This window comes from Solirubrobacter phytolaccae, assembly GCF_027587195.1.
GTDB classification, from domain to species: domain Bacteria; phylum Actinomycetota; class Thermoleophilia; order Solirubrobacterales; family Solirubrobacteraceae; genus Solirubrobacter; species Solirubrobacter phytolaccae.
This window is the reverse complement of record NZ_JAPDDP010000105.1, coordinates 1-22,090: the sequence shown is the minus strand read 5'-3', so window position 1 is coordinate 22,090 and position 22,090 is coordinate 1. Positions and strand designations below refer to the sequence as shown.

General features: G+C 71.1%; 24 protein-coding genes and 1 pseudogene. 15 read left to right on the top strand and 10 right to left on the bottom strand.

Features of this window, described 5'->3' with window-relative positions; translation table 11 throughout:
• Window positions 1–549, top strand: a pseudogene (locus tag OJ997_RS33480) (hypothetical protein); the annotation flags it as partial.
• A 128-nt stretch (window positions 550–677) separates the two neighbouring features.
• Complete coding sequence (locus OJ997_RS33475; protein ID WP_270029772.1) at window positions 678–1,256, top strand: RNA polymerase sigma factor; 579 nt, start codon at window positions 678–680, stop codon at window positions 1,254–1,256.
• A 49-nt stretch (window positions 1,257–1,305) separates the two neighbouring features.
• Here OJ997_RS33475 and OJ997_RS33470 read toward each other — a convergent pair whose 3' ends face one another.
• The 3 genes from OJ997_RS33470 to OJ997_RS33460 all read right to left on the bottom strand — a co-directional run bounded on the left by OJ997_RS33470 (window position 1,306) and on the right by OJ997_RS33460 (window position 5,763).
• The gene (locus OJ997_RS33470; RefSeq protein WP_270029771.1) at window positions 1,306–4,140 is read right to left on the bottom strand and encodes a M14 family zinc carboxypeptidase; all 2,835 of its coding nucleotides are present in this window, start codon (window positions 4,138–4,140) and stop codon (window positions 1,306–1,308) included.
• Window positions 4,141–4,243: 103 nt separating this feature from the next.
• Window positions 4,244–5,224 carry a branched-chain amino acid ABC transporter permease gene (locus OJ997_RS33465; RefSeq protein ID WP_270029769.1) on the bottom strand — a complete coding sequence of 327 codons (981 nt, stop codon included), beginning with the start codon at window positions 5,222–5,224 and terminating at the stop codon, window positions 4,244–4,246.
• Complete coding sequence (locus OJ997_RS33460; protein WP_270029768.1) at window positions 5,221–5,763, bottom strand: CGNR zinc finger domain-containing protein; 543 nt, start codon at window positions 5,761–5,763, stop codon at window positions 5,221–5,223. Before OJ997_RS33460 ends, OJ997_RS33465 begins: the two co-directional genes overlap by 4 nt.
• 58 nt (window positions 5,764–5,821) lie before the next feature.
• On the opposite strand from OJ997_RS33460, the gene OJ997_RS33455 reads away from it, so the two are divergent.
• Entirely contained in the window at window positions 5,822–6,397 is a 576-nt protein-coding gene (locus OJ997_RS33455) for a hypothetical protein (RefSeq protein WP_270029767.1), read from the top strand.
• Here the strand turns inward: OJ997_RS33455 and OJ997_RS33450 are convergent.
• A complete protein-coding gene (locus OJ997_RS33450) occupies window positions 6,336–6,686 on the bottom strand; it encodes a hypothetical protein (protein WP_270029766.1) in 351 nt (116 codons plus the stop codon). The genes OJ997_RS33455 and OJ997_RS33450 overlap by 62 nt on opposite strands.
• Before the next feature lie 33 nt (window positions 6,687–6,719).
• On the opposite strand from OJ997_RS33450, the gene OJ997_RS33445 reads away from it, so the two are divergent.
• From OJ997_RS33445 to OJ997_RS33430, 4 genes are all read left to right on the top strand, one after another.
• Window positions 6,720–7,406: a sulfotransferase family protein gene (locus OJ997_RS33445; protein WP_270029765.1), complete on the top strand. Its 687-nt coding sequence runs from the start codon at window positions 6,720–6,722 to the stop codon at window positions 7,404–7,406.
• Between the two features lie 47 nt (window positions 7,407–7,453).
• A complete protein-coding gene (locus OJ997_RS33440; RefSeq protein WP_270029764.1) occupies window positions 7,454–8,932 on the top strand; it encodes a glucoamylase family protein in 1,479 nt (492 codons plus the stop codon).
• A gap of 91 nt (window positions 8,933–9,023) precedes the next feature.
• Window positions 9,024–9,437, top strand: a complete 414-nt coding sequence (locus OJ997_RS33435; RefSeq protein ID WP_270029763.1) for a hypothetical protein — start codon at window positions 9,024–9,026, stop codon at window positions 9,435–9,437.
• A 126-nt stretch (window positions 9,438–9,563) separates the two neighbouring features.
• Window positions 9,564–10,496, top strand: a complete 933-nt coding sequence (locus OJ997_RS33430; protein ID WP_270029762.1) for a hypothetical protein — start codon at window positions 9,564–9,566, stop codon at window positions 10,494–10,496.
• A gap of 16 nt (window positions 10,497–10,512) precedes the next feature.
• On the opposite strand, the gene OJ997_RS33425 is transcribed toward OJ997_RS33430, so the two are convergent.
• The gene (locus OJ997_RS33425) at window positions 10,513–11,175 is read right to left on the bottom strand and encodes a glycoside hydrolase family 16 protein (RefSeq protein ID WP_270029761.1); all 663 of its coding nucleotides are present in this window, start codon (window positions 11,173–11,175) and stop codon (window positions 10,513–10,515) included.
• A 122-nt stretch (window positions 11,176–11,297) separates the two neighbouring features.
• Window positions 11,298–11,507, bottom strand: coding sequence for a hypothetical protein (locus OJ997_RS33420; RefSeq protein ID WP_270029760.1), 210 nt, complete (start codon window positions 11,505–11,507; stop codon window positions 11,298–11,300).
• Window positions 11,508–11,935: 428 nt separating this feature from the next.
• Here OJ997_RS33420 and OJ997_RS33415 point away from each other — a divergent pair, with 428 nt between their 5' ends.
• From OJ997_RS33415 to OJ997_RS33400, 4 genes are all read left to right on the top strand, one after another.
• On the top strand, window positions 11,936–12,817 hold the full coding sequence (locus OJ997_RS33415; protein ID WP_270029759.1) for a class I SAM-dependent methyltransferase: 882 nt from the start codon (window positions 11,936–11,938) through the stop codon (window positions 12,815–12,817).
• 159 nt (window positions 12,818–12,976) lie between these two features.
• Window positions 12,977–14,446 carry a coproporphyrinogen-III oxidase family protein gene (locus OJ997_RS33410; protein ID WP_270029758.1) on the top strand — a complete coding sequence of 490 codons (1,470 nt, stop codon included), beginning with the start codon at window positions 12,977–12,979 and terminating at the stop codon, window positions 14,444–14,446.
• 19 nt (window positions 14,447–14,465) lie between these two features.
• Window positions 14,466–15,020, top strand: coding sequence for a dihydrofolate reductase (locus tag OJ997_RS33405; protein ID WP_270029757.1), 555 nt, complete (start codon window positions 14,466–14,468; stop codon window positions 15,018–15,020).
• Window positions 15,017–15,487 (top strand): hypothetical protein, encoded by a 471-nt coding sequence (locus OJ997_RS33400; protein ID WP_270029756.1) that lies wholly within the window; start codon window positions 15,017–15,019, stop codon window positions 15,485–15,487. The genes OJ997_RS33405 and OJ997_RS33400 overlap by 4 nt, the downstream gene beginning before the upstream one ends.
• Window positions 15,488–15,494: 7 nt before the next feature.
• Here the strand turns inward: OJ997_RS33400 and OJ997_RS33395 are convergent, their stop codons facing one another.
• Together OJ997_RS33395 and OJ997_RS33390 are read right to left on the bottom strand one after the other, a co-directional pair.
• Complete coding sequence (locus OJ997_RS33395) at window positions 15,495–16,838, bottom strand: SDR family NAD(P)-dependent oxidoreductase (protein WP_270029755.1); 1,344 nt, start codon at window positions 16,836–16,838, stop codon at window positions 15,495–15,497.
• Between the two features lie 43 nt (window positions 16,839–16,881).
• Complete coding sequence (locus tag OJ997_RS33390; protein WP_270029754.1) at window positions 16,882–17,052, bottom strand: hypothetical protein; 171 nt, start codon at window positions 17,050–17,052, stop codon at window positions 16,882–16,884.
• Window positions 17,053–17,124: 72 nt separating this feature from the next.
• Here OJ997_RS33390 and OJ997_RS33385 point away from each other — a divergent pair, with 72 nt between their 5' ends.
• Genes OJ997_RS33385 through OJ997_RS33375 form a run of 3 tightly spaced genes read left to right on the top strand, consistent with a single transcriptional unit; the run spans window position 17,125 to window position 19,163 of the window.
• On the top strand, window positions 17,125–17,478 hold the full coding sequence (locus OJ997_RS33385; protein ID WP_270029753.1) for a response regulator: 354 nt from the start codon (window positions 17,125–17,127) through the stop codon (window positions 17,476–17,478).
• 36 nt (window positions 17,479–17,514) lie between these two features.
• Window positions 17,515–18,531 (top strand): sensor histidine kinase, encoded by a 1,017-nt coding sequence (locus OJ997_RS33380; protein WP_270029751.1) that lies wholly within the window; start codon window positions 17,515–17,517, stop codon window positions 18,529–18,531.
• Window positions 18,519–19,163, top strand: a complete 645-nt coding sequence (locus tag OJ997_RS33375; protein WP_270029750.1) for a response regulator transcription factor — start codon at window positions 18,519–18,521, stop codon at window positions 19,161–19,163. The genes OJ997_RS33380 and OJ997_RS33375 overlap by 13 nt, the downstream gene beginning before the upstream one ends.
• On the opposite strand, the gene OJ997_RS33370 is transcribed toward OJ997_RS33375, so the two are convergent.
• Window positions 19,153–20,205: a hemolysin family protein gene (locus OJ997_RS33370; protein WP_270029749.1), complete on the bottom strand. Its 1,053-nt coding sequence runs from the start codon at window positions 20,203–20,205 to the stop codon at window positions 19,153–19,155. The genes OJ997_RS33375 and OJ997_RS33370 overlap by 11 nt on opposite strands.
• Window positions 20,202–21,533 carry a hemolysin family protein gene (locus OJ997_RS33365; protein ID WP_270029748.1) on the bottom strand — a complete coding sequence of 444 codons (1,332 nt, stop codon included), beginning with the start codon at window positions 21,531–21,533 and terminating at the stop codon, window positions 20,202–20,204. The genes OJ997_RS33370 and OJ997_RS33365 overlap by 4 nt, the downstream gene beginning before the upstream one ends.
• Window positions 21,534–21,700: 167 nt before the next feature.
• Between OJ997_RS33365 and OJ997_RS33360 the strand changes: the two genes are divergently transcribed.
• On the top strand, window positions 21,701–22,090 hold a 390-nt coding region (locus tag OJ997_RS33360), incomplete at its 3' end, for a GntR family transcriptional regulator (RefSeq protein WP_270029747.1).

The following is a 22,090-nucleotide window of genomic DNA, read 5'->3' as shown; positions in this document are numbered from 1 at the left end:
TGGCCCCCGACTTCCGCTGCCGCCGGCCACGCCGTCGCCGCCCCGGCTTCGTCCGGTGCCGCCGGCCACGCCGTCGCCGCCCCGGCTTCGTCCGCTGCCGCCGGCCACGCCGTTGCCTCGCCGGCCACGCCCGCCGACGCCGCACGCCACTCCCGCGCCACGTGGCCGGAGCCCTCGGCCGAGGTCTCGGCCGTCGCCGCCGCGCTCGTCGCGGCCGCCGGGGACGTCGACGCGTTCACGCCCGCCGCGCACGCCCGGGCCGAGCGGGCGGCCGACGACGCGCTCCGACGCATCACGCTCCGCGCCACCGACGCGCGGGAGCTCGTGGTCGCGGCACGGCTCGCGTTCGATCGCGCACCCGCCGAGTTCCACGCCGCGAACGCGGGCCCGCGGCTCCTGCGCGCCATTCGCGCCGGCCAGCGCGTCGGCACGCGCACGGGCGTCAAGGCCCCCGTTCCCGCACCGGTCCGTGCGCAACGCGCCGAGGCCGCGGGGACGTGGCTGTCGGCGCATCTGCAAGCGACTGTCACCCGGTCGCAAGCGGCTTGAAAGCGGCCGCCCCGATGGTGGGCGGCTATGAGCCCCTCCCTGTTCACCCTCGTCTACGTGGACGCGCTTGAGCGCGCCCGCGTGGACCGGCCCGCGCCCCGGCTGGCCGTGCGGCGCCGCCGAGTCCGATGATCGCCGAGCGGTCGCCCGGCGTGCTCGAGTCGCTGGTCGCCGCGGCGGCCCGGGGCGACGAGCACGCCTGGGCGATGCTCGTGGAGCGCTTCGGCCCGCGGCTGCTGCGGGTCGCCCGGGCGCACGGCCTCAGCCCGCACGAGGCCGAGGACGCCGTGCAGGAGACGTGGGTGCGGCTGCTGCGCAACATCGAGCGCGTCCGCGAGCCGAACGCGCTCGGCGGCTGGCTCGCGACCACCGCGCGGCACGAGAGCCTGCGGGTGCGGGAACGGTCCGCGCGCGAGAAGCCGACCGGCGACGAGCTCACGCTCGACCACGCCGACGGCACCGGGAGCGAAGCCGAGACGCAGCTGGACACGCTCACGTGCCGGGCGGCCGTCACGCGCGCGCTGGACGGGCTGCCGCCGCGTCACCGGGCACTGCTGCGGGCGCTGTTCGCCGAGTCCGAGCCGAGCTACCGGGAGATCGCCACCCAGCTCGACATGCCGATCGGCAGCATCGGCCCGATCCGCCAGCGCTGCCTCGCGCAGCTGCGCCGCCACGGGAGCCTGCGACGGCTCGCCGATGCGGCCTGAAGTGGACGACCGGGCGGCGCACGCGCCGCCCGGTCATCACCTCACATCACTACGGGTTGGTGGTGCTGAGCGTGAACGTCAGCGTCTTGCTGTAGGAGCCCGTGCGGAGCGGGTCCTTGTCACCGATGACCTGCTTGAAGGTGACCGGCACCTTCTCGTTGGACGTCGGGCCGGTCCACGTCTTCACGACGCCCAGGCCCTGGAGCGGCTGCGCCAGCTTGAACGCGCCGTTGACCAGGTAGCCCGTGTTCGTCGGGCTCGGGTCCGTCACCGACAGCGCCGCGTCGCCCGCGGTGGAGATGACGGTGGCCTCGGTGGTCGCCGTGTACTCCTTCGCGACGCCCGGCGCGAACGCGCCGAACGAGGCCGGCGTGCCCAGCGTGAGCGACAGCGTGGCCGGGACGGAGCCGCCGACCGTGCCGTCCGTCGACGTCGAGGAGGCGTTCGTGGTCGGCGCGGCCGCGAAGTAGATCGCGCGGCCGAGCACGTTCTGGATGCCCTTGGCGTGCAGGCGGGTGACGACGGACGTGCCGATCAGGGCGACGCCGTTGCCGCCGGTGCTCACACCGCGGACAACCGCGGCCTTGCCCGCAGCGCCGGCGCGACCGCTGTTGCCGGTCTTCGGCCACCAGCCGGAGACGAGCGGCTCAGCCGCGTAGGACTGCTCGACGACGGCGTTCGAACCGAGGTTCGAGTACCAGACCGGCGGGAAGATCCACGCGGTCGAGGCGGCGCCGTTGGTGACCGGGCCGCCGTTGTTGACGAGCGACACGACACCGGAGGCCAGCGAAGCGCCGGACGTGCCGGTCGCGGTCAGCAGGCCGGCGTTCGTCGTGTGGGCCGAGCCGGCGGTGCCGACGCCGACGACGCCGCCGCCACGCGCGATGAACGCGTCGTAGGCGGGCTTGTTGGCCGCGTTCAAAGTCGCCGGGTTGAGCGTCGCGCCGACGACGAGCACGTCGACGTCCGGCGTGAGCGTCGCGGTGACCGTGGTCGCCGTGATCGGCTTGGCCTCGAAGCCGAGGGCCTGCAGCACGTCACGCACTTCCGAGCCACCGTTGTAGGCGACGACGACCTTGTCGGCGAGGGTGGAACCGCTCCACGACGCCGGGGCCGACTTGACCGTGAGGCCACGCGACTGCGCCTCGGTCAGGACCGCGGCGCGCGCGCTCGCCGGGGCGAGCACGGAGCCGTCGGCGAGGCGCGTGACCTTCACGCCCTGGGCGAGCAGCGCGTTGATCGCGAGCACGTCCTCGGCGTCCTGCGGGTCGAGCACCAGGTCGGTGCGCGCGGCGGGAACCGACGACGTGATCGTGCCGCCGTAGACACGCTCGGTGGTGACGGCCGGCAGCTCGTTCCAGAGCGTGTCGACGTTCGCGCCCCACGTCAGCGCCTGGCTCCAGCCACCCGGGCCGGCGTACAGGTCGTCCACGCGGTCGGTCAGGTCGATGCCCGGCTCGAGCAGCGAGTTCACCAGGCCGCGCTTGGGCTGGTGCATGTCCAGGATGTAGGTGCCCGCGGCGTAGTTCTTGCCGCCGGCGGTGAACGGGGCCTTGGCCTGCGTGACGCGGCCGCCCGAGTTCACGAGCAGGTCGACGAGGCGCTTGGCCGCCGGAGCGGAGCGCTGGGCGGCGCCGGCCGGGATCACGTACGAGCGCGGGAACGTCGTGCCGTACTTGTCCTCCGGGCCCCAGCCCGGGACGTAGCCGTCCGGGATGTCGCGCAGCGGCTCGCCTTCCCAACCGCGGCGGTAGACCTCGGCCTGGTCGAAGATGACCTGGTTGCGGTTGTCCTCGATGTACTTGAGCGAGGTCTTGATCGCGACCACGTGGACCGCGGTGTTGATCGTCGAGCGACGCAGCTTCTCGGCGGGCGCCAGGTTGCCGCGCGGGTTCGCGGGCGCCTCGATCGTGTACGGGATCGACGACTGCAGCATCGAGAACGACGGCACGTAGATCGGCGGGAAGTCGTCCCACACGCCCGGCTCGTCATCACGGAACGGGATGCGGGCGCCCGGGTTGGTCTCCGGGTAGCCGAGCAGCTTGATGCCGGCCTCCATGTTCAGCGCGTTCGGAAGACCGTGCTTGATGTAGAGGTCGTACTCGTTGTTGACGTTGTGCGGCGGGGTGCTCGGGTGCATCAGCGTCGGGGCGACGTAGCCGTGCAGGTCGAGCGAGATGATCGGCTTGGACTCGATCGTGATGTCGCGGATCAGGCGCGACTCCGGCTGCGACTGGATCGTCATGTCGCGGTTGAGGTCGTAGCCCGCGGCGTTCGGACGCGTGCCGAGCACGCGACCGTCGGGGTTCGACGTGACGTTGAAGACGAGGCGGTTGCGCTTGAGGTAGTTGATGACCGTGGGATCTTCGGTCGTCGCCCACTCCTCGAGCACCTTCAGGATGGCGTCGGTGCCTTCCCACTCGTTGCCGTGGATGTTGCCGTTGGCGAACAGGGGCGTCTTGTAGCCCGCGAGGAGCGCGCCGTCGGTGCGCGCGGCGACCGGGTCGTCCTCGATCTTGTTCTTCCACGCCTCCTGCTGGGCGGACTCGGCGGGAGTCTCCGGCCAGGTGAGGGTGACGGCGTAGAGGTCATAACCGCTCGACGACTTGCCCGCTACTCGCGCGGAGACGCGGTTGGAAGCGGCCTGAAGAGCGTTCAGCTTGGGAGCGATCTCGTCATAGGGGATGACGCCGATCGGGATCGACTGGTCGTTCGGGTTGTCCGGCCAGACCGGCAGGACGTTCTGCTGCGGGTAACCGGCCGCGGGCGCGAAGATGCGCTGCGGCGTGTCGAACACGCTCGCCTGCGCCGTCGAGGCGACCGGGACGGCCACGATGGCCGCGGTGAAGACCGCGGCGACGGCCTTTCCAAGCCGCGTGGACATGACATGGGGCACTGAGAGAGGGACCTCCACTGGATGGACGGAGAAAGGGCGAACCACCGCCCTCTAACACGCCGCTCATCCTTATCCCCGGGTTACTCTAATGTCAAGTAAGCCGACTGGCTTTTAGGCCTATCGGGTGGAGGCCCTGCGGACGCACCAGGATGACAAGGACCAGGAGCAGCCCGTAGATCCCTGACGCGACCTCCGAGAAGTCGGTCAGCAGCCGCGGCAGCACGTAGTGGTTGAACAGCGTCAGCGCGACCGCGCCGGCCACCACGCCCTCGATCGAGCCCAGTCCGCCGAGCACGACCATGGCCAGGATGAAGATCGAGAACGAGAACGTGAACTGGCCGGGGTTGACGAAGCTCAGGTAGGACGCGAGGAACGCGCCCGCGATGCCGCCGAGCGCGGCGCCGACGCCGTACGCGAGCAGCTTCGTCCGGGCGATCGGGACGCCCGCGGCGGCCGCCGCGTCCTCGTCGTCGCGCAGTGCGCGCCATGCCCGTCCGACCCGTGAGTCGCGCAGGTGGACGTTCGCGATCAGCACGAGCGCGACCAGGGTGAGCGCGAACCAGTACCAGGGCCGCAGGTCCAGCCGCCCGAACGGGGCGAGGAACGGGAGGTCGATCCGGTCGATGCCGGCGATCCCGTTCGGCCCGCCGGTCAACGACCCGCCCAGGAAGCGGATCTCGCGCCCGTTGGACACGATCTGCCCGACGATCTCGCCGAACGCGAGCGTCACCATCCCCACGTAGTCGCCTCTGAGCCGGAGCGTCGGCACGCCGATCACCACGCCCGCGAGGCCCGTCACCACGACCGCCGCGACCAGCACGAGCAGGAAGTCCAGGTGGATGCCGGGCGCCCAGAACGTGGAGGAGAGGTGCGCCGCGACGTGCGCGCCGATCGCGAAGAACGCCACGTACCCGAGGTCCAGCAGCCCCGCGAAGCCGACGACGACGTTGAGCCCGAGCGCCATCACCGTGTAGGCCGCGGCCAGGATCATGAAGTGCACGGCCTCGCCGCCCTGCGCGAACGCGAGCGGCAGCAGCGCGGCGACGACGAACGCGGCGAGCGCGCGCTTCACGGGTGCTGGCGCCGGTAGTAGGCGCGGTTCTTCGTCCGGTTCCCGCAGATCGCCATCGAGCACCACGCCGCCGACCGGTTCTTCGAGCGGTCGTAGAACGCGTACTCGCACTGGCGACAACCCTTCATCCGCGCCCAGTCGCCGGTGAGCTGCGCCTCGTGCAGGATGCCGAGCACGGCGGCGATCACCCCGTCGGCGCCGCCTGCCACCGGCTCGAGGCGGGTGCGGCCGTCGGCGTCGATCTCGATGCGCACCTCGACCGGGGCAAGGTCTGCCGCTCGGCCGACGAGCACCGCGCGCAGGGCCTCGCGGAACGCGCGCAGGCGCCGCGCTTCGTCGTCGGTAGCGATCGTCCCGAGCCCGGCCTTGGCGAGCCACGCGTTGGCCTGCCGCGCGTCGCCGAGGCGGTCCCAGTCAGCCGGGAAGTCGTGGTTGTGCGTGTTGACGAACCGCTGCAGCAGCGCGAGCCGGCCGGGCGCCTTCGGCCGGTCGCCGGGTTCGAGCTCCTCGCCGATGCGGCGCTTGTCCTCGTCGCGCACCTGACCAGCGTAACGTGTTTACTGGTCTGAAGGCAACGGCCAGGCATGATTCGTCCACATGCGCCTCGGGATCGCCGACCACCTCGGGTGGGCCGTCGCCGTCGTCGCCGACGACGAGCACGAAGTCGTCGACCGGCGGCGCATCGAGCTCGTCGAGCCCGGCGTCACACCCGCGCCGATCCACTACGCGGGGCCGAAGAGCGAGGAGGTCGTCGCGCACGTCCGCGCCTCGGTCGCACGGGCGACGACGCAGGCGTTCGACGCGCTGCCCGGCCCGATCACGTCGATCTCCCTGCGGCTGTGGCCGCTCGACTTCCCGGAGGACCTCGAGACCCAGCTCCGCGCGCCGTACGAGGCGCGCGCCGACGCCGTCATGTACCGCCAGATCCTCGCCGACCTCGCGCACGCCCGCGACTGGGCGCTCCACTGCTACGACGCGAAGTCGGTCGAGGCGCAGGCCACTGCGCTGCTCGGCGACGCGGCACACGACGTCCTGCACGGCCCGCGCCGCACGCTCGGTCCGCCATGGGCGAAGGACCACCGCACCGCGCTCGCGGCGACGGTGCTCGCGGCTACGCGTCCGGCTCGACGTCCAGGTGCGTCTGCACGTCGTACTCGCTCCACGCGAGCGTGACGACGCGGCAGCGGCGGACGGTGCCGACCAGCACACGCACCGGCTCGAGCTCGTGGCGCAGGTGCTCGGAGACCTCGATCGCGCGCTTGGGCCGCTTGATGCCCGTGTGCGTGAGCAGCCAGTCGCCCATGTACTCGATGCCGGTGTCGAGGTCCTTGATCAGCGGCTGGTGATCCTGCTGCTCGGTCTTGGGGCCGAGGACGCCGCCGGTCTGGGCCACGTACCAGTGGACCTCGACGCGGTGGCCGACCGGGATCGGGGCGCTGTAGATGGCGACGACGGACTCCACGACGGGCGGGACCCTACCGGTATGGTCCCGCGCATGAAGGTGATCGGAGCGGGCTTGCCACGTACGGGCACGCTGTCGCAGAAGGTCGCGTTGGAGATGCTCGGCCTTGCGCCGTGCCATCACATGGTCGAGGTCTTCGCGAACCTCGAGACGGCCCGGCTGTGGCGCCAGGCGATGGAGGGCGAGCTGCGCGCCGCCGAGATCCTGAAGGATCACCCGGCGTGCGTCGACTGGCCAGGCTCCTACCACTTCGTGGAGCTGATGGAGGACTTCCCGGACGCGAAGGTGCTGCTCAGCGCGCGCGACGGGGCCGCCTGGGCGAAGAGCATGCGCGCGACGATCTACGAGACCCTGTACGGCGACAGCCTGGTCGGCCACATGGCGGCCGCGCGCCGGCACGTGGACCCGCTGTGGGACGAGACGACGGACATGCTCCAAGAGATGTGGCGGCGCAGCGGCCTGATGCCGTCGAAGGACGTGACCGACGCGGAGATGGCCGCGGCGTGCGACCGCTACACCGCGGAGGTCAAGGCGACCGTGCCCGCCGAGCGCCTGCTCGTGTGGTCGCCGAAGGAGGGCTGGGAGCCGCTGTGCGCGTTCCTCGAGCTGCCCGTCCCGGACGCGCCGTTCCCGCGCGTGAACGACAGCGAGTCGTTCGCGGACATGGTCATCGACGCGTCGCTCGAGGCGATCCAGCACCACCGGGCGGGGACGGCTTAGACGCCAAACGGGGTACTGGAGCTTCGTCCGACTCTCAGGGGGAGTTCATGCGAAGCAAGTTCCTGGCCGCGTTCGGCGCGGCCGTCGTGCTCATACCTGCCGCTCCGGCGGCCGCCACGGGAGGCGGCGGTCACGGCGGTGATCGCCAGCTGAGCGAGTACGCGCAGCGCACCTGGTCCTCGTTCGTCGCGATGACCGACGAGCGCTCCGGCCTGCCGGCCGACATCCTCAACGCCGACGGCACCAAGAGCGTCCAGACCTCGACGACCAACGTCGGCGCCTACATGTGGAGCGCGGTCGTGGCCGAGCGGCTCGGCTTCATCCACAAGCGCGAGCTGGAGCGCCGGCTCGAGCGCACGCTCAGCACGCTCGAGAAGCTCGAGCGCCCCGCGAACATGGGCGGCCAGTTCTACAACTGGTACGACCACCGCACGGGCCAGAAGCTGACGGTGTGGCCGCCATCCGGCGCGCCGCTGACGCCGATCCTGTCCTCGGTCGACAACGGCTGGCTCGCGGTCGGCCTGCGGATCGTCGAGAACAGCGTCCCGAAGCTCTCGCGCCGCGCCGGCGCGCTGTACGCGTCGATGGACTTCGGCTTCTACTACCGGCCGGAGGCCAACCGGATCCTGTTCCACTACACGCCCGACACCGGTGAGGCGCCCTGCTGTTACGACACCGTCGTCAGCGAGAGCCGGATCGCCGACTACATCGGCATCGCCCGCGGCCAGATCCCCGAGAAGGCGTACTACGGCCGCTGGCGCACGTTCCCGGACTCCTGCGACTACAGCTGGCAGGAGACGCGACCGGTCGGCCAGACGCGCACGTACTTCGGCGTGAACGTGTTCGAGGGCGCGTACCCGTACGCGGGGATGCTCGTGACGCCGTCCTGGAGCGGCTCGATGTTCGAGGCGCTGATGCCCGACCTGTTCGTGCCCGAGGACCAGTGGGCGCCGCGCTCGTGGGGCGTCAACCACCCGAACACGGTCCGCGCGCAGATCCATCACGGGTTGAACGAAGCGGGCTACGGCGTGTGGGGCTTCTCGCCCTCCAACGTGCCCGAGGGCGGGTACGCGGTGTACGGCGTCGACGGCATCGGGCTGGACCCGGCCGGCGCGCCGTCCAACAAGGACAACACGCTGATCGACAACGGGTTCGCCGGCTGTGCGGGACGTCCGGCCGTGCCGAACCCGCCGCGGTCCGCGTACACGAACGGCGTCGTCACGCCGCACGCCGCGTTCCTCGGCCTGCGCTACGCGCCGCGCGAGACGCTGCAGAACCTCAGCAAGCTGCAGCGTGACTTCCCGGGCCTCTACACCAAGTGGGGCTTCCGCGACAGCGTGAACGTGCAGACCAAGGCGGTGTCGGGCGCCTACCTCTCGCTCGACCAGGGGATGATCATGGCCTCGCTCGGCAACGCGCTCGACCGTGACGTGCTGCGCCGCGCGTTCGCCGACCGCGCGCTCGAGCGGCGCCTGCGGCCGGTGATCGGGATCGAGCAGTTCGGGGCTCGGCCGTCCGGCGGCTGACGATCCGCGACGCCGACGTGAGCTTTGCGGGCGCGCCGTAAGGTGCGCCCGTTTGCTTCTCCAATGCGCGAGGAACCCAGACCTCAGTCGCGTGAAGTCGCACCCCGCCTCAACCGCCTACCGCCTCTACGCGGACAGCGCAGCCGTCTCCTATCTGCAGTGGCGCAGCGACGTCGGCTGGCAGCTCTGGCAGCGTGGCCAGGGCTGGCAGGCGATCGCGGAGGAGCCCGAGCCCGTGGGCGCACTGGACGCCGCCGCGGACGTCCTGCTCGGCCCGTCCGAGCCGTCGACGAACGTGCCGCGCGTGGGTCGCTACGAGCTCCACGCCTACGGCCTCGCGCCGGACGTGGTGCCGATCGCCTTTCCGGAGACGATCACGCTCCTCACGGGTGACGTGTCGGTGCTCGCGGGGGAGTTCGAAGATGAGGTCCTCTGCCGCATCGTTCGGCGCGTCGCGCTGTTAGGAGGGGGCGTACTGGCGCTGTTCGAGGAGAAGGCCTCCTAGGATTGCCCAGCCCCATTGACGTATTTTCGGTAGGAGGCAGCATTGAAGGTAGGGGGAAGGATTCTCGCGACGGCAGCCGTCGCACTGGGTCTGGTGGCGCCTGCGAGCGCGAGTGCAGCGCCGACCGTGACCATCACCGGCGATGACGGCAACCCGGCGGCGCTGACCGCCGGTGTGCCAGCTTCGATCCGCAACATCAACGTCCAGGCGGCGCTCGCCGTTCCGGCCGGTGAAGGCGCGTCGTGGAAGTGGAGCGTGGTCGGCCCGGCCGGCACGACCGCGACCTCGATCGCCACGGACTACTGCTGGACCTCGGTCCGCCAGGACAGCGGCCGCATCGTGTATCAGGGCAACGGCGCGTACACGCTGACGCTGCAGCAGTTCACCGACAACCGTTGCACCAGCGCGCCGACCAACACCACGTACTCGTGGGCCGTCTCCGCCTCGGTCGCGCTCGGCCAGCCCGCCGGCCCGCTGCTCGCGCGTCCGGCCAACAACCTGACGTCGAACACGCACCTGCTCGACTTCGCCGGCAACCCCGGCGCGTCGTACTACGAGATCAAGTACGCCAAGGGCGGCGTGATCGGCCCGGACGGCGCGATCGCCGGCCCGACCAACTCCGCGAGCGTCGACGACGCGACCGGCAAGGTCAAGTTCTCGCCGTTCGACGGCCCGGGCGCGTACGTGATGGTCGCGCGCGCCATCTACGGCACGGCGGGCACGGCGTGGAGCGCGCCGATCACGATCAACGTGCAGTCGCCGTTCGACGTCTCGTTCGTCTCGTTCCCGGACCGCCGCGGACCGAGCTACCAGCTCGCCGCCACCATCCGTGAGAAGGCGATCGCCGGCAGCCGCGTGACGGTCGCCGTCGCCAAGGGCAAGAAGGGCAAGAAGTTCCGCACCCTCGGCAAGGGCAAGGTCAACAGCAAGGGCGAGGTCAAGGTGCGCTTCCGGCTCGCCCGTGGCACCTACCGCGTGCGCTTCTCCTTCAGCGGCAATTCGCTGGTCGCCAAGGGCACGCAGTACGGCACGATGACGATCCGGCGCGTGATCCTCTAACACGCACTTCCGCAGGTCAGCGGCGGCGGTACTCGATCTGATCGATGACCGTCGCCCGCCGGCCCGCGGGCGCGAGCCCCTCCAGCCACGCCGGGAACCACGCGTTGGCGTACAGGTTCATCGGCAGCTTCGTCACGCCGGCCGTCCAGGTCCGGAGCACCTGCCCGTCGACCGTGAAGCTCACGCGGCCGTTGCCCCAGGCGATCTCGTAGTCGTGCGGCGCCGCCGTCGGGTCGAACCCGAGCGTGCGCGTCTCGGTGTTCGTCTGGCGCCCGTTGGCGTACGTCGAGAACAGCACCTTGCCCGACGGGTCGTTGAACACCTCGATGTCGATCTCCGACGCGTAGTCCGGCGCGGCGTACAGGAAGAAGCCGGTGATCGAGGACGGCGCGTTCGCCACCTGCAGCCGCGCCCTGGCGACGCCGCCCGAGTACTGGCGCGTGCTGCGGATCTCCCCGCCGTCGGTGCCGCCCGCGGGCAGCACGAGCTGCAGCGCCCCGCCCCTGACGGTGACGTTCGCCGCCCGCAGCGCGCTGCGGCCGAGCTGATGCTCACCGGGCGCCCAGCGCGCGGCGTCCAGCGTCGCGAACCCGTCGCTGAACGCGCGGGCGGGAGCGGCGGAGGCGGAGGACGGCACGATCAAGACGACGAGTACGGCAAGGACCAGCAGGCGCGACATCCATATTGAGTCGGGTCGCGGCGGACCGCATCGGGTCGTGATTGGACACGTGTCCTAGACCGTGCGTGAGGACTTGAGTCGCGCCTCACTCGTGCCGACTGGGCCGAGGGCGTGACGGAGCGTCACGCGAACTCGAGCACCAGGCGACACGTGAGCGCCATGCCGCGCGCTGCGCTCCGCGCCGTCTTGATCAGGTCGGCCTGCGGCGCGGTGACGTCTCGATTGATGGTGACGCTGAGCGTGCCGACCGGCGCGAAGGCGCGGTCCTGCATCGGCACGGCGTACACGAGCCGGAAGTAGCGACGGCTCCGGTCGTAGACGTCCCAGTCCATGCCGAGCCGGTCCGATGACGGCAGCGCCTCGGTCGTCCCGGCTGAGCCCGGTGAACGGCGCGTCGCTCATGTCGGCCCAGACGTCGTGGTCTCGCTGCCAGGCGCTTCCGACGATGCCCTGGCCTCTCCGCCAAGCCGAGAATGAGGCCGTCGCGGGCGCGGACGAGCTGTTCACGCGCAGGACGCGCTGCATCACCGCCGGCCGCGCGTCCTCGTCGAGCAGCCAGGGGTGGACGCCGATGTCGTCCTCCACAATCCGGAGCTCCTTCGCCAGCGCTCGCACATCTCGCCGCAGCAGCGCTTCGATGATCCGGTCCTTGCCGATGAGCAACGGCCGGCGGGGACCGGCGACGTGCATGGCGTTGCGGATCTGGAGCGCCACGGGACCGAGTGCCGAAGCCAGGTCCCCGGGATCGGACGCCGGAAAGGTGGCCGCCGTGATTCCGGAGAGGTCGGTCGCGGAGAGCCTTTCATCTCGGCTCCGACGTCGCAACCGCGGCGGTAGGTTTCACCGAGTGCTGAGTGACCGCACCCGGAGCCCCGACGGCAACGTGGACACGCTGTCGCTGTGGGACGCCCATTCCACGGTCCAGCGGCAGACCGCGGACGCCATCGCGCGCCTATGGTCCTTGCGTTCCCCGGGAGATGCCGTGCTCGACTTCGGAGCTGGGGATGGTGCGCTCCTCGCGAGGATCGCGCAGCAGCACGCCGGCTTGCGTGAGGTCGCGGTCGTCGACCGCGATCCGCAGGCACGTGAGGCCGCGCGCGCCCGGCTCTCCGCGGTGGCGCCGTTCGCGTCGTACGCGGAGCTCCCGACGACGCGCCGGTTCGATCTCGTGCTCGCGGCGCACGTCCTCTATTTCGTCGGCGACGTCCCCGCCTGGTGGCGTTCGGTCGCTGCGATCCTTCGCACGCACGGCCTCGTCACCGTTGCGATCACGAGCCCCGAATGCGACATGTACGCGCTGCGACACATCGTTCGCCGGCACGAGGGACGACGTGCGCGCTTCGGGCACGACCTGCTCGTCCGCGGCGCCGCCGCCGTGGGCCTCGGCCCACGTACCGACAGGGTGGACTCGTCGTTCAGCTACCCGTGCCAGGATCCGCGTCTGGCTCGGATCCCGGCGCACTCCGCGGACGCCGGACTTGCTCGGCTGGTGTGCTGGTTGACGGCGCTGGACCCTGAGCGCCGACTGCCGGAGCCGCTTCAGGCCGACATCAACGCCTTCCTGGTCGCGCACACGCGTGATGGACGACTCAGCTTTCGGATCGTCGACTCGGTGGTGCACTTCTCGCCCGTGAAGGGCTGAGCGCTCGCGTTCTCGTGCGCGGCGATTTAGGATCGCCGCGCACCGGCTGCTCCACCACTCGATTAGAGGAAGCCCACCATCTACACCCATCCGCTGTATCACTGGCCGCACAAGGATCAATGGACCGATGAGCCTTCGCCGCGGCGCGTCTGGGGCGAGATGGGCGCGTACCTGCACTTCCCGTTCTGCAGGAGCGTGTGCGACTACTGCGGCTACGAGACAAGGCTCATCAGCAAGTCCGGGGCAACGCAGTTCTCCACGCTCGCGGAGCGCGAGATCCTGGGCTTTCGCGAGGCCGACGACTTCTCCCGGGCCACACTGACGAGCATGTTCTTCGGCGGCGGGACCGCCTCGCTGCTGCCGCTGCCGGCAATGGAGTCGACGCTCCGCGCGCTCAAAGACGCCACCGGGACGGACACGATCGAGGAAGTGACGCTCGAGTGCGAGCCTGGCACGATCTCGGTCGGCAAGCTGGAGCACGCACGCGCCCTGGGGGTCAACCGCGTCTCGATCTGCGCGCAGAGCTTCGATAACGCCGAGCTGGCGCGCCTGACGCGCAAGCACAGCAGCGCGGACGCGCTCCAGTTGCTCGATGCGACGATCGAAGCGGGCATCGAGAACCGCCACGTGGATCTGATGTACGGCTTTCGCGACCAGACGCTGGACGATTGGCGGCGCACGGTCGAGTTCACCGCGTCCTTGCCGATCCATCACATCTCCGCCTACAAGCTCTACGTGTTCCGCTACGGTCGGCTTCACCGCGCCAATCTCGTCCCGCGCCCCGAGTCAGAGGCCGAGGCGGCGACCGATCGGCTGTCCGCGATGCACGACATCGCCAGGACGACGTTCGCCGCGGCTGGGTTCGAGCAGTACACGTTGACCGAGTACGCCCGGCCGGGCTACCAGAGCCGGTACCTCAATGACACGTTCGGAGGGGGCGACATCCTCCCGCTCGGCCCCTCGTCGTTCGGACGATGCGGTCACGAGGTGTGGCAGAACCCTGGACTCGTGAACATGTACCAGGACGCTGCGGGGTGGGAGAGCGGCCGCCGCGCGTATCGCTTGACGCCTGCCGAGGCGTTCAAGCGCGACGTGATCCTGGGGCTGTGGCGGCTCCGGGTGGATACGCAGGAGCGTGCGGGAGCGGCCGGTGTCACGGCGTCCGACGCGTTGCTTGCGGCGCTGGAGCTCGCGAGCCGGGAGGACAAGCTGGACTGGGACGGCCGCGTCGTCGATCTGCGCCCGCACCAGCGGTTCGGGGTCGGAGACGTGATGTCCGCACTCGCCGCACTCGACGCCGACCTGTGGATCGAGCCGGACGGCTCACGGGCGGGAACGAGAACCATGCGGCCCGCTTGGGACTCGAATCCCCTGAGCTCCGAGCTTCGAACGGTGTTGCGCATGGCCCGGCGCGACCCGAAGTTCTACATCGAGCTCTCGCTCGATCCGCGGGACCGCATCGGGATGCTCGACCCGCCGCTGCAGGAAGCCGATGTGCGGGCGCTGGTCGACGCGATCGGAGGCACCGGTCCGGCCGCGCCGGCGACGCTGCTCGCCCGCCTGCGGGAAGAGTGGGAGTCGATCGTGTCTGAACAGCGCCGCGATACGCGGCGGGCAGCGGAGGTCTAGACGTGGATGCGGGCCAGAAGTGAAACGGGACATCCACGTCGTCGCCGCGGTGGCCAACGGCGGCATCGTGGGCCACGAAGGCAAGATGCCGTGGCACCTGCCGCCGGATCTCCGGCGCTTCCGGCAGCTGACGCGCGAGCGGACGGTTGTGATGGGGCTCTCGACGTGGGAATCGCTCGGCGGTCCGCTGCGCGAGCGCGAGAACATCGTGCTCTGTCCGGAGCCGTCACGCGTCTGTGAAGGGGCGCTGGTCATCGACTCCCTCGCGGCTGCGGCGGCGGTCGCGTCACGGTCCGGTCCGGTGTTCGTGATCGGCGGACACCGGCCCTGGGTGGAGGCGTTGACGGTCGCCTCGACGCTCCATCTGACGCGTATTCATCGCGATTTCGTGGGCGATGTCGTCTTCCCGTCGTTCGACGCGACGCAATGGCGCGAGATCCATCGCGAGGTCGGCGAGCATCCAATCGATGGCGTTCCGACCCGGTACGAATTTCTCACCTTTGTCCGCCGTGCGACGGTGACGGGGTCACGAAGCCATCGGCCGCGGCCCGGGACCACTACGCTCAGCGGGTGATCAAGGACGAGATGCTCAAGGCCCTGCAGGCCGATGTGAACGCGTGGCCGAAGCGCGTCAAGGCCGCGGGAGTCACCAACGCCGGTGGTGCCGCGTACACGCCACAGGCCCGCAACCTCGAGATCCTGCGCACGCCGGACGACCCCGAGGCGACTTACGCGTACATGCTGCGCGCCTGGGAGTCGCCGGACGCCGACCAAGGCTCGGCCAGCTGGGAGCGCATCATCTCGCAGGCCGGTCCGCGGGCCACGTGGGAGTGGTTGATGGCCGACCCCGAGGCGCCGTACGCGCCGTTGTTCGACGACCTCCGCGAGCGGGTGAGAACCGCGCTCGAAGCGCATCCGAGCTACGCCGCGTGGCACGCCGCTACGGCGCAGAAGGCCGCGGAGCAGGCCGAGGACACCGCCCGGATTCAGCGGGTGATGGACGAGATGCGCAGCGGGAAGCGGCGGCGGCCGACGATCTGAGCGCCGGCTACCACTGCGTGGGCGCGTAGTCCTTGAGGAACACGCCGTGGAGGTCCTCGCCGGCCTCCCCGCGCACGATCGGGTCATAGACGCGCGAAGCGCCGTCGACGAGGTCCAGCGGCGCGTGGAACCCCTCGTCGGCGAGCCGCAGCTTGGTCGTCTGCGGGCGCTCGTCGGTGATCCAGCCCGTGTCCACGCTGGTCATGAGGATGCCGTCGGTCTCCAGCAGCTCACGGGCGCTCGTGCGGGTGAGCATGTTCAGCGCGGCCTTCGCCATGTTCGTGTGCGGGTGCCCGGGACCCTTGTAGCCGCGGCCGAAGCTGCCCTCCATCGCCGACACGTTGACGATGTAGGTGCGCCGCGCCGGGGACGCCGCGAGTGAGGCGCGCAGCCGGTCGATGAGGATGAACGGGGCCGTCGCGTTGCAGAGCTGGACCTCCAGCATCTCGACGGGGTCGACCTCGCCGACGCGCTGGGTCCAGCTGTTGTGGTCCACGTCGTCGGGCACGAGGCCGCCGGCGTCCACCGCGGTCGAGCGGGCGGTCAGGGCGAGCGTCGTCACCGGGTGCAGGTCGTGCGCATCGCCGAGCTCCAGCACGTCGGGCGCGGCCGGGAGCGCCTCGGCCTCGCCGGCGACCAGCAGCGCGTAGGCGTCGGGCGAGCGCCGGACGGTCTGCGCGGCGTTGTTGATGATGATGTCGAGCGGCCCTTCGGCGGCGACCGCGTCGGCGAGCGCCATCACCTGGCCGGGCTGGCGCAGGTCGATGCCGACGATCTTCAGGCGATCGATCCACGCGTGGCTGTCGGGCATCGACGCGAAGCGCCGCGCCGCGTCCTTCGGGAAACGGGTCGTGATCGTCGTGTGTGCGCCGTCGCGCAGCAGCCGCAGCGCGATGTACATGCCGATCTTCGCGCGCCCGCCGGTGAGCAGCGCGCGGCGGCCGGTGAGGTCCGCGCGGGCCTCGCGGCGTTCCCGGTTGAGCGTCGCGCACTCGGGGCACAGCTGGTGGTAGAAGCCGTCGACCTCGGTGTACTTGCGTTTGCACTGGTAACAGGGACGCGCGCGGATCAGCGTGCCGGCGGTCGCGCCCGCCGCGGTCGTCAGCTCGATGCCGCGCGTCTCGTCGTCGATCCGCCCGGGCGCCGCCGTGGCCGTGGCGGCGAAGACGGCGTTGTCGGCGGCGATGACCGCGGCGCGGCGTTCGGCGCGGCGCTGCTCCTTCACCGTCTTGAACAGCTTCGCGGTCGCGCGGCGCACGGCGACCGCCTGGGGATGCTCGGGCGGGAGCTGCTCGACACGGGCGAGCACGGCCAGGCAGGCCTCGAGATCGGTGGCGTCGATGTCCGTCACAGGAGTTAAGACGGTAGCCGCGGAGCCTCGGCGAGCCGGGGTCTCACTCGAAGTCGAAGATGCTGTTCTTGTCGTAGAAGGTCAGGACGTAGCGGCACTGGGTGCAGATCAGCAGCACCTTGATGTGGGTCGAGAAGCCCCAGCGGGTGTCCGTGCGCTCTTCTTCGCGGTCGTACTCGAGGTTGCCGCAGAGCGGGCAGGGCGGGAGGTTCATGCGCGCGAAAGCTAGCGAGGCCGCGAAGGTTGGCGGAAAACCGACAGGCGGTTGAGGCCATAATGCCCTTGCATGGCGACCACGGTTCTGATCGTCGACGACCACAGCGCGTTCCGCTCGCGGGCGAAGCGCATGCTCGAGGCCGAGGGCTTCGAGGTCGTGGGGGAGGCGGGGGACGGCGCGTCCGGCGTGGACGCCGCCCAGCGGTTGTCGCCGGACGTGGTGCTGCTCGACCTGCAGCTGCCGGACATCACCGGGTTCGAGGTCGCGGAGGCGATCGCGGCGCGGCCGCCGTCGCCGGCGGTGGTCATCACGTCGACCCGCGAGAGCGACGACTATGACGCCCGCGCGCGGCGCTCCGGGGCCTGCGGCTTCGTGAGCAAGGCCGAGCTGTCGGGCGCGGCGATCGAAGAGCTCCTTCCCTAGCGGCTCCGGGCCGGATAGGCTCGCGCGCCGCTGCGCATGACGATCGTCGACACCGACCTGCCCGAGCGCTACCGCGCGCTCCTGCTCGCCGCGCTGGACTGCGTGGTCACCATGGACCACCGCGGGTCCGTGGTCGAGTGGAACCCCGCCGCCGAGCGCACGTTCGGCTGGAGCGCCGCGGAGGCCGCCGGCCGGGAGATGGCCGAGCTGATCGTCCCGCCTTCCCTGCGTGAGCGCCACCGGGCCGGGCTGGCCCGCTACCTCGCGGGCGGGGAGCCGGTCGTGCTGGACCGCCGCGTGGAGATCACCGCGATGCGCCGCGACGGCACCGAGTTCCCGTGCGAGCTGACGATCACCCGCAGCACCCAGCCGGGCGCCCCGCTGTTCGTCGGCTACCTGCGCGACATCACCGAGCGCCACACCGCCGAGGCCGAGCTGCACGCCTCCCGCGCGCGGATCGTGACCGCGGCCGACGACGCCCGCCGCCGCCTCGAACGCGACCTCCACGACGGCGCCCAGCAGCACCTGGTCGGCCTGGCGATGACGCTGCGGCTGGCCCGGCGCAAGCTGTTCGACGATCCGGCGTTCGTGGCCGAGCTGCTCGACGAGGCGATCGGCGACCTGTCGACGGCCACGGGTGAGCTGCGCGAGCTCGCGCGCGGGCTGCATCCCGCGGTCCTCACCGAGGGCGGCCTGCAGCCGGCGCTGACGAGCCTCGCCAAACGCGCGGGCGTGCCGGTGGCGATCCTCGCCGCGCCCGACGAGCGGCTGGAGCCGACGGTCGAGATCACGGCCTACTTCGTGGTCGCCGAGGCGCTCACGAACGTCGCGCGCTACGCCGAGGCGTCGTCCGCCGAGGTGCGCGTGCAGCGGGTCGGCGGCGTCCTGCACGTGGAGGTGCGCGACGACGGCCGCGGCGGCGCGGAGCTCGGCGCCGGCAGTGGTCTGCGCGGCCTGCTGGACCGGGTCAGCGCGATCGGAGGGACCTTGTTCGTCGAAAGCCCGGAAGGGGTCGGAACGTTGCTGCGAGCGGAGCTGCCATGCGGGTCGTGATCGCCGAGGACTCGGTGCTGCTGCGCCGTGGAGCGATCCGCCTGCTCGAGGACGCGGGCTTCGACGTCGTCGGCGAGTGCGGGGACGCGGAGGAGCTGCTGACGCTCGTCCGCGCCGAACACCCGGACGTGGCCGTGGTGGACATCCGGATGCCGCCGAACCACCTCGACGAGGGTCTGCAGGCCGCGGCGACCATCCGCGCCGAGCTGCCCAAGATCGGCGTGCTGATGCTCTCCCAGTACGTCGAGGAGCGCTACGTCTCCGCGCTGCTCGAGCAGGGCGCGGCGGGCGTCGGCTACCTGCTCAAGGACCGCGTCGCGGAGGTCGAGCGCTTCACCGACGCGATCCGCCAGGTCGCGAGCGGCGGCTCCGTGCTCGACCCCGAGGTCGTCGCGCACATGCTCGGCAACCGCGGCAGCGGCTCCGCGCTCGACCAGCTCAACGACCGCGAGGGCGAGGTGCTCGCGCTGATGGCCGAGGGCAAGACCAACCGCGCGATCTCCAAGGCGCTCTACATGTCCGAGCGCGGCGTCGAGCGCCACGTCACGGCGATCTTCACCAAGCTCGAGCTGCCGGTGACCGACGAGGACCACCGGCGCGTGCTGGCGGTCCTCGCCTACCTCAAGACCTAGCGGCGATGACGCGCTGGGACTCGTCGCGGATCTCGCCGACGAGCTCCTCGAGCACGTCCTCGAGCGCCGCGACGCCGAGGACGGTGCCGTCCGCGTCGTCGACGCGGGCGAGATGGGCGTTCGAGCGCTGCATCGTCGCGAGCACGGAGCGCAGCGGGTCGGCGGCGTCGACCACGGCCAGCGGACGCACCCAGGAGCGGGCGATCGGCCGGTTGCGGTGGCGGTCCTTGAACTCCAGCGCGTCCTTGAGGTGCAGGTAGCCGATCAGGTCGCCGTCCTCGGAGACGGGGAAGCGCGAGTAGCCCGTGCGGCCCGCGACGTCCTCGACCTCGGCGGGCGTGACGTCCACCGGCACCGCCTCGACGTCCGCGAGCGACAGCAGCACCGAGCGCGCGTCGCGCTCCTCGAACGAGAGCGCGCCGTGCAGGAGGCGCTCCTCGTTCGCGTCGAGGATGCCCTCACGGCCGGACTCGGAGACCAGGCCGGCGACCTCGTCACGCGTGAACGCGCTCGTGACCTCGTCCTGGGGCACGACGCCGACCGCGCGCAGCGTGCGGTTCGCGATCCAGTTCAGGAGCGCGATCGCCGGGCGCAGGACGCGCACGATCCACACCATCGGGGGCGCGAGGAGGAGCACCGCGCGGTCGGGGCCGGCGAGCGCGATGTTCTTCGGCACCATCTCGCCGAGCACGACGTGCAGGTAGCCGATGAGGCTCAGCGCGATCGCGAACGCGATCGGGTGCACGAGGCTCTCGGGGACGCCGATCGTCTCGAACGGACCCTCCAGCGCGTGGGCGATCGCGGGCTCGCCGAGATAGCCGAGGCCGAGCGAGCAGATCGTGATGCCCAGCTGCGCGCCGGCCATCATCAGGGAGACGTTCTCCATCGCCTTCAGCGCGGTGCGGGCGGAGCGGCTGCCCTCGGTCGCGCGCGGCTCGATCGAGCTGCGGCGCGCGGAGATGAGCGCGAACTCGGCGGCCACGAAGAACGCGTTGGCGGCGAGCAGGAAGAGGCTGATGCCGATGGCGAGGCCGGTGTTCACTCGTCCTCCTCGGCTTCCGCTTCGACGGGCACGTGCGTGAGCCGCACGACGTCGACGCGCAGGTCGTCCATCGCGACGACCGTGAGCGTGACGTCCTGGTCGTGGGCGCGGACGGTGACGCTGTCGCCCGTCGCGGGCATGCGGGCGAGCTGGTCGCCGATCAGGCCGGCGATCGTCTCGTAGTCGTCGTCCTCGGGCAGGCGCACGCCGACCAGCGACTGCACCTCGTCGGGGCGCAGCAGGCCGGAGAGGATCCACGCGCCGTCGGCTTCGCGGCGCGCGCGCTGCTCGCCCTCGTCGTGCTCGTCGCGCACCTCGCCGACGATCTCCTCGACGAGGTCCTCGAGCGTCACGAGCCCGTCGACGTTGCCGAACTCGTCCACGACCAGCGCCATCTGCAGGCCGCCGGCGCGGAGCTGGTCGAGCAGGTCGTCGAGCTCGAGGCTGGCGGGCACGAGCACCGGCTCACCCATCACCTCGGAGACACGGATGTCGCTGCGGCGCTCGAACGGCACCGCGACCGCGTGCTTGACGTGCACGATCCCGCAGAACGCGCCGTTGTCGCCGACCACCGGGAAGCGGGAGCGCCCGCTCTCCCGCGCGGCCTCGACGACCGCGGTGACGTGGTCGTCCTCAGCGACGGTGACGACCCGCCCGCGCGGGGTCATGATCTCGTGCGCGGTGCGCTCGCCGAACGCGAGCGAGCGCTGCAGCAGCGCGGCGGTTCCGCGCTCGAGCGTGCCCTGCTCGGCGGAGCGGCGCACGAGCGAGGCGAGCTCCTCGGCCGAGCGCGCCGACGCGAGCTCCTCCTGCGGCTCGATCCCGATCCGGCGCAGGATCGCGTTCGCGGTGTTGTTGAACGCGGAGACGATCAGGTGCGCCGCGCGCGTGAAGCCGCGGTGGAAGCCCTGCACGGCCTTGGCGGTGGCGAGCGGCTTGGCGATCGCGAGGTTCTTCGGCACGAGCTCGCCGAACACCATCGTCACGCCGGTGGCGAGGATGAGCGCGATCGCGAGCGCGACGCCGGGAACGATGTCCTCGGGCACGCCGATCGACTCCAGCGGTGAGTCCACCAGCCGCGCGATCGCGGGTTCGGCAATGAAGCCGATCAGCAGGTTGGTGACGGTGATCCCGACCTGCGCGGAGGACAGCTGGGTCGACAGCGAGCGCAGCGCGCTCTGGACGCCCTTGGCGCCGCGGTCACCGGCCTCGACCGCGCGGTCCACGGACCCGCGGTCGACGGTCACGAAGGCGAACTCGGCGGCGACGAACATGCCGCAGGCGACAACCAGCGCCAGCGCGGCCAGGATGAGGATGATTTCGATCATCGCGCGCCTCCGTGGGACGGGGCGCGCTTGGGACTACAGCTGGGGTCGTCGGTCATCGACCGGGGGAGCGGCGACTCATATGTCTCGTGCAGCTTAGGGGTCCGGCTTAACGGAACCTCAGGACCATCGGTGGACTTTGTCCTAGGACAAAGATACGATCCGTCCCGATGAACGGCATCGGCGGACGCACAGCGGAGGAGATCGCGGGCAGCGTGCGCGACCTCGTCAGCGTGGGCGAGCTGGCGTCCGGCGCGATGCTGCCGCCGATCCGGGCGCTCGCCGCCGACCTCGGCGTGAACCGCAACACGGTCGCCGCGGCCTACCGACACCTGGTCGCCGCGGGCGTGGCCGAGACGCACGGCCGCGGCGGCACCGCGATCGCCGGGCTGCCACAACTGGCGCGCGAGGGCGCCGCGAGCGAGGCCGGCGCGGTCGACCTCGCGTCGGGCAACCCCGACCCGCGCCTGCTGCCGGAGCTGCGCCTGCCGGGCCCGGTCGCCGGCGGTGAGGACGCCGTCGCCACCTGCATCCTGCGCGACGTCACCGAGCGAAGTCGG

Coding starts and splice junctions, on each gene's coding strand:
- OJ997_RS33455 (WP_270029767.1), top strand. CDS start 5,822: ATGCGCCTCGGGATCGCCGACCACCTCGGGTGGGCCGTCGCCGTCGTC.
- OJ997_RS33470 (WP_270029771.1), bottom strand. CDS start 4,140: ATGTCCACGCGGCTTGGAAAGGCCGTCGCCGCGGTCTTCACCGCGGCC.
- OJ997_RS33410 (WP_270029758.1), top strand. CDS start 12,977: ATGGGCGCGTACCTGCACTTCCCGTTCTGCAGGAGCGTGTGCGACTAC.
- OJ997_RS33365 (WP_270029748.1), bottom strand. CDS start 21,533: ATGATCGAAATCATCCTCATCCTGGCCGCGCTGGCGCTGGTTGTCGCC.
- OJ997_RS33440 (WP_270029764.1), top strand. CDS start 7,454: ATGCGAAGCAAGTTCCTGGCCGCGTTCGGCGCGGCCGTCGTGCTCATA.
- OJ997_RS33425 (WP_270029761.1), bottom strand. CDS start 11,175: ATGTCGCGCCTGCTGGTCCTTGCCGTACTCGTCGTCTTGATCGTGCCG.
- OJ997_RS33380 (WP_270029751.1), top strand. CDS start 17,515: ATGACGATCGTCGACACCGACCTGCCCGAGCGCTACCGCGCGCTCCTG.
- OJ997_RS33420 (WP_270029760.1), bottom strand. CDS start 11,507: ATGGACTGGGACGTCTACGACCGGAGCCGTCGCTACTTCCGGCTCGTG.
- OJ997_RS33390 (WP_270029754.1), bottom strand. CDS start 17,052: ATGAACCTCCCGCCCTGCCCGCTCTGCGGCAACCTCGAGTACGACCGC.
- OJ997_RS33385 (WP_270029753.1), top strand. CDS start 17,125: ATGGCGACCACGGTTCTGATCGTCGACGACCACAGCGCGTTCCGCTCG.
- OJ997_RS33375 (WP_270029750.1), top strand. CDS start 18,519: ATGCGGGTCGTGATCGCCGAGGACTCGGTGCTGCTGCGCCGTGGAGCG.
- OJ997_RS33445 (WP_270029765.1), top strand. CDS start 6,720: ATGAAGGTGATCGGAGCGGGCTTGCCACGTACGGGCACGCTGTCGCAG.
- OJ997_RS33475 (WP_270029772.1), top strand. CDS start 678: ATGATCGCCGAGCGGTCGCCCGGCGTGCTCGAGTCGCTGGTCGCCGCG.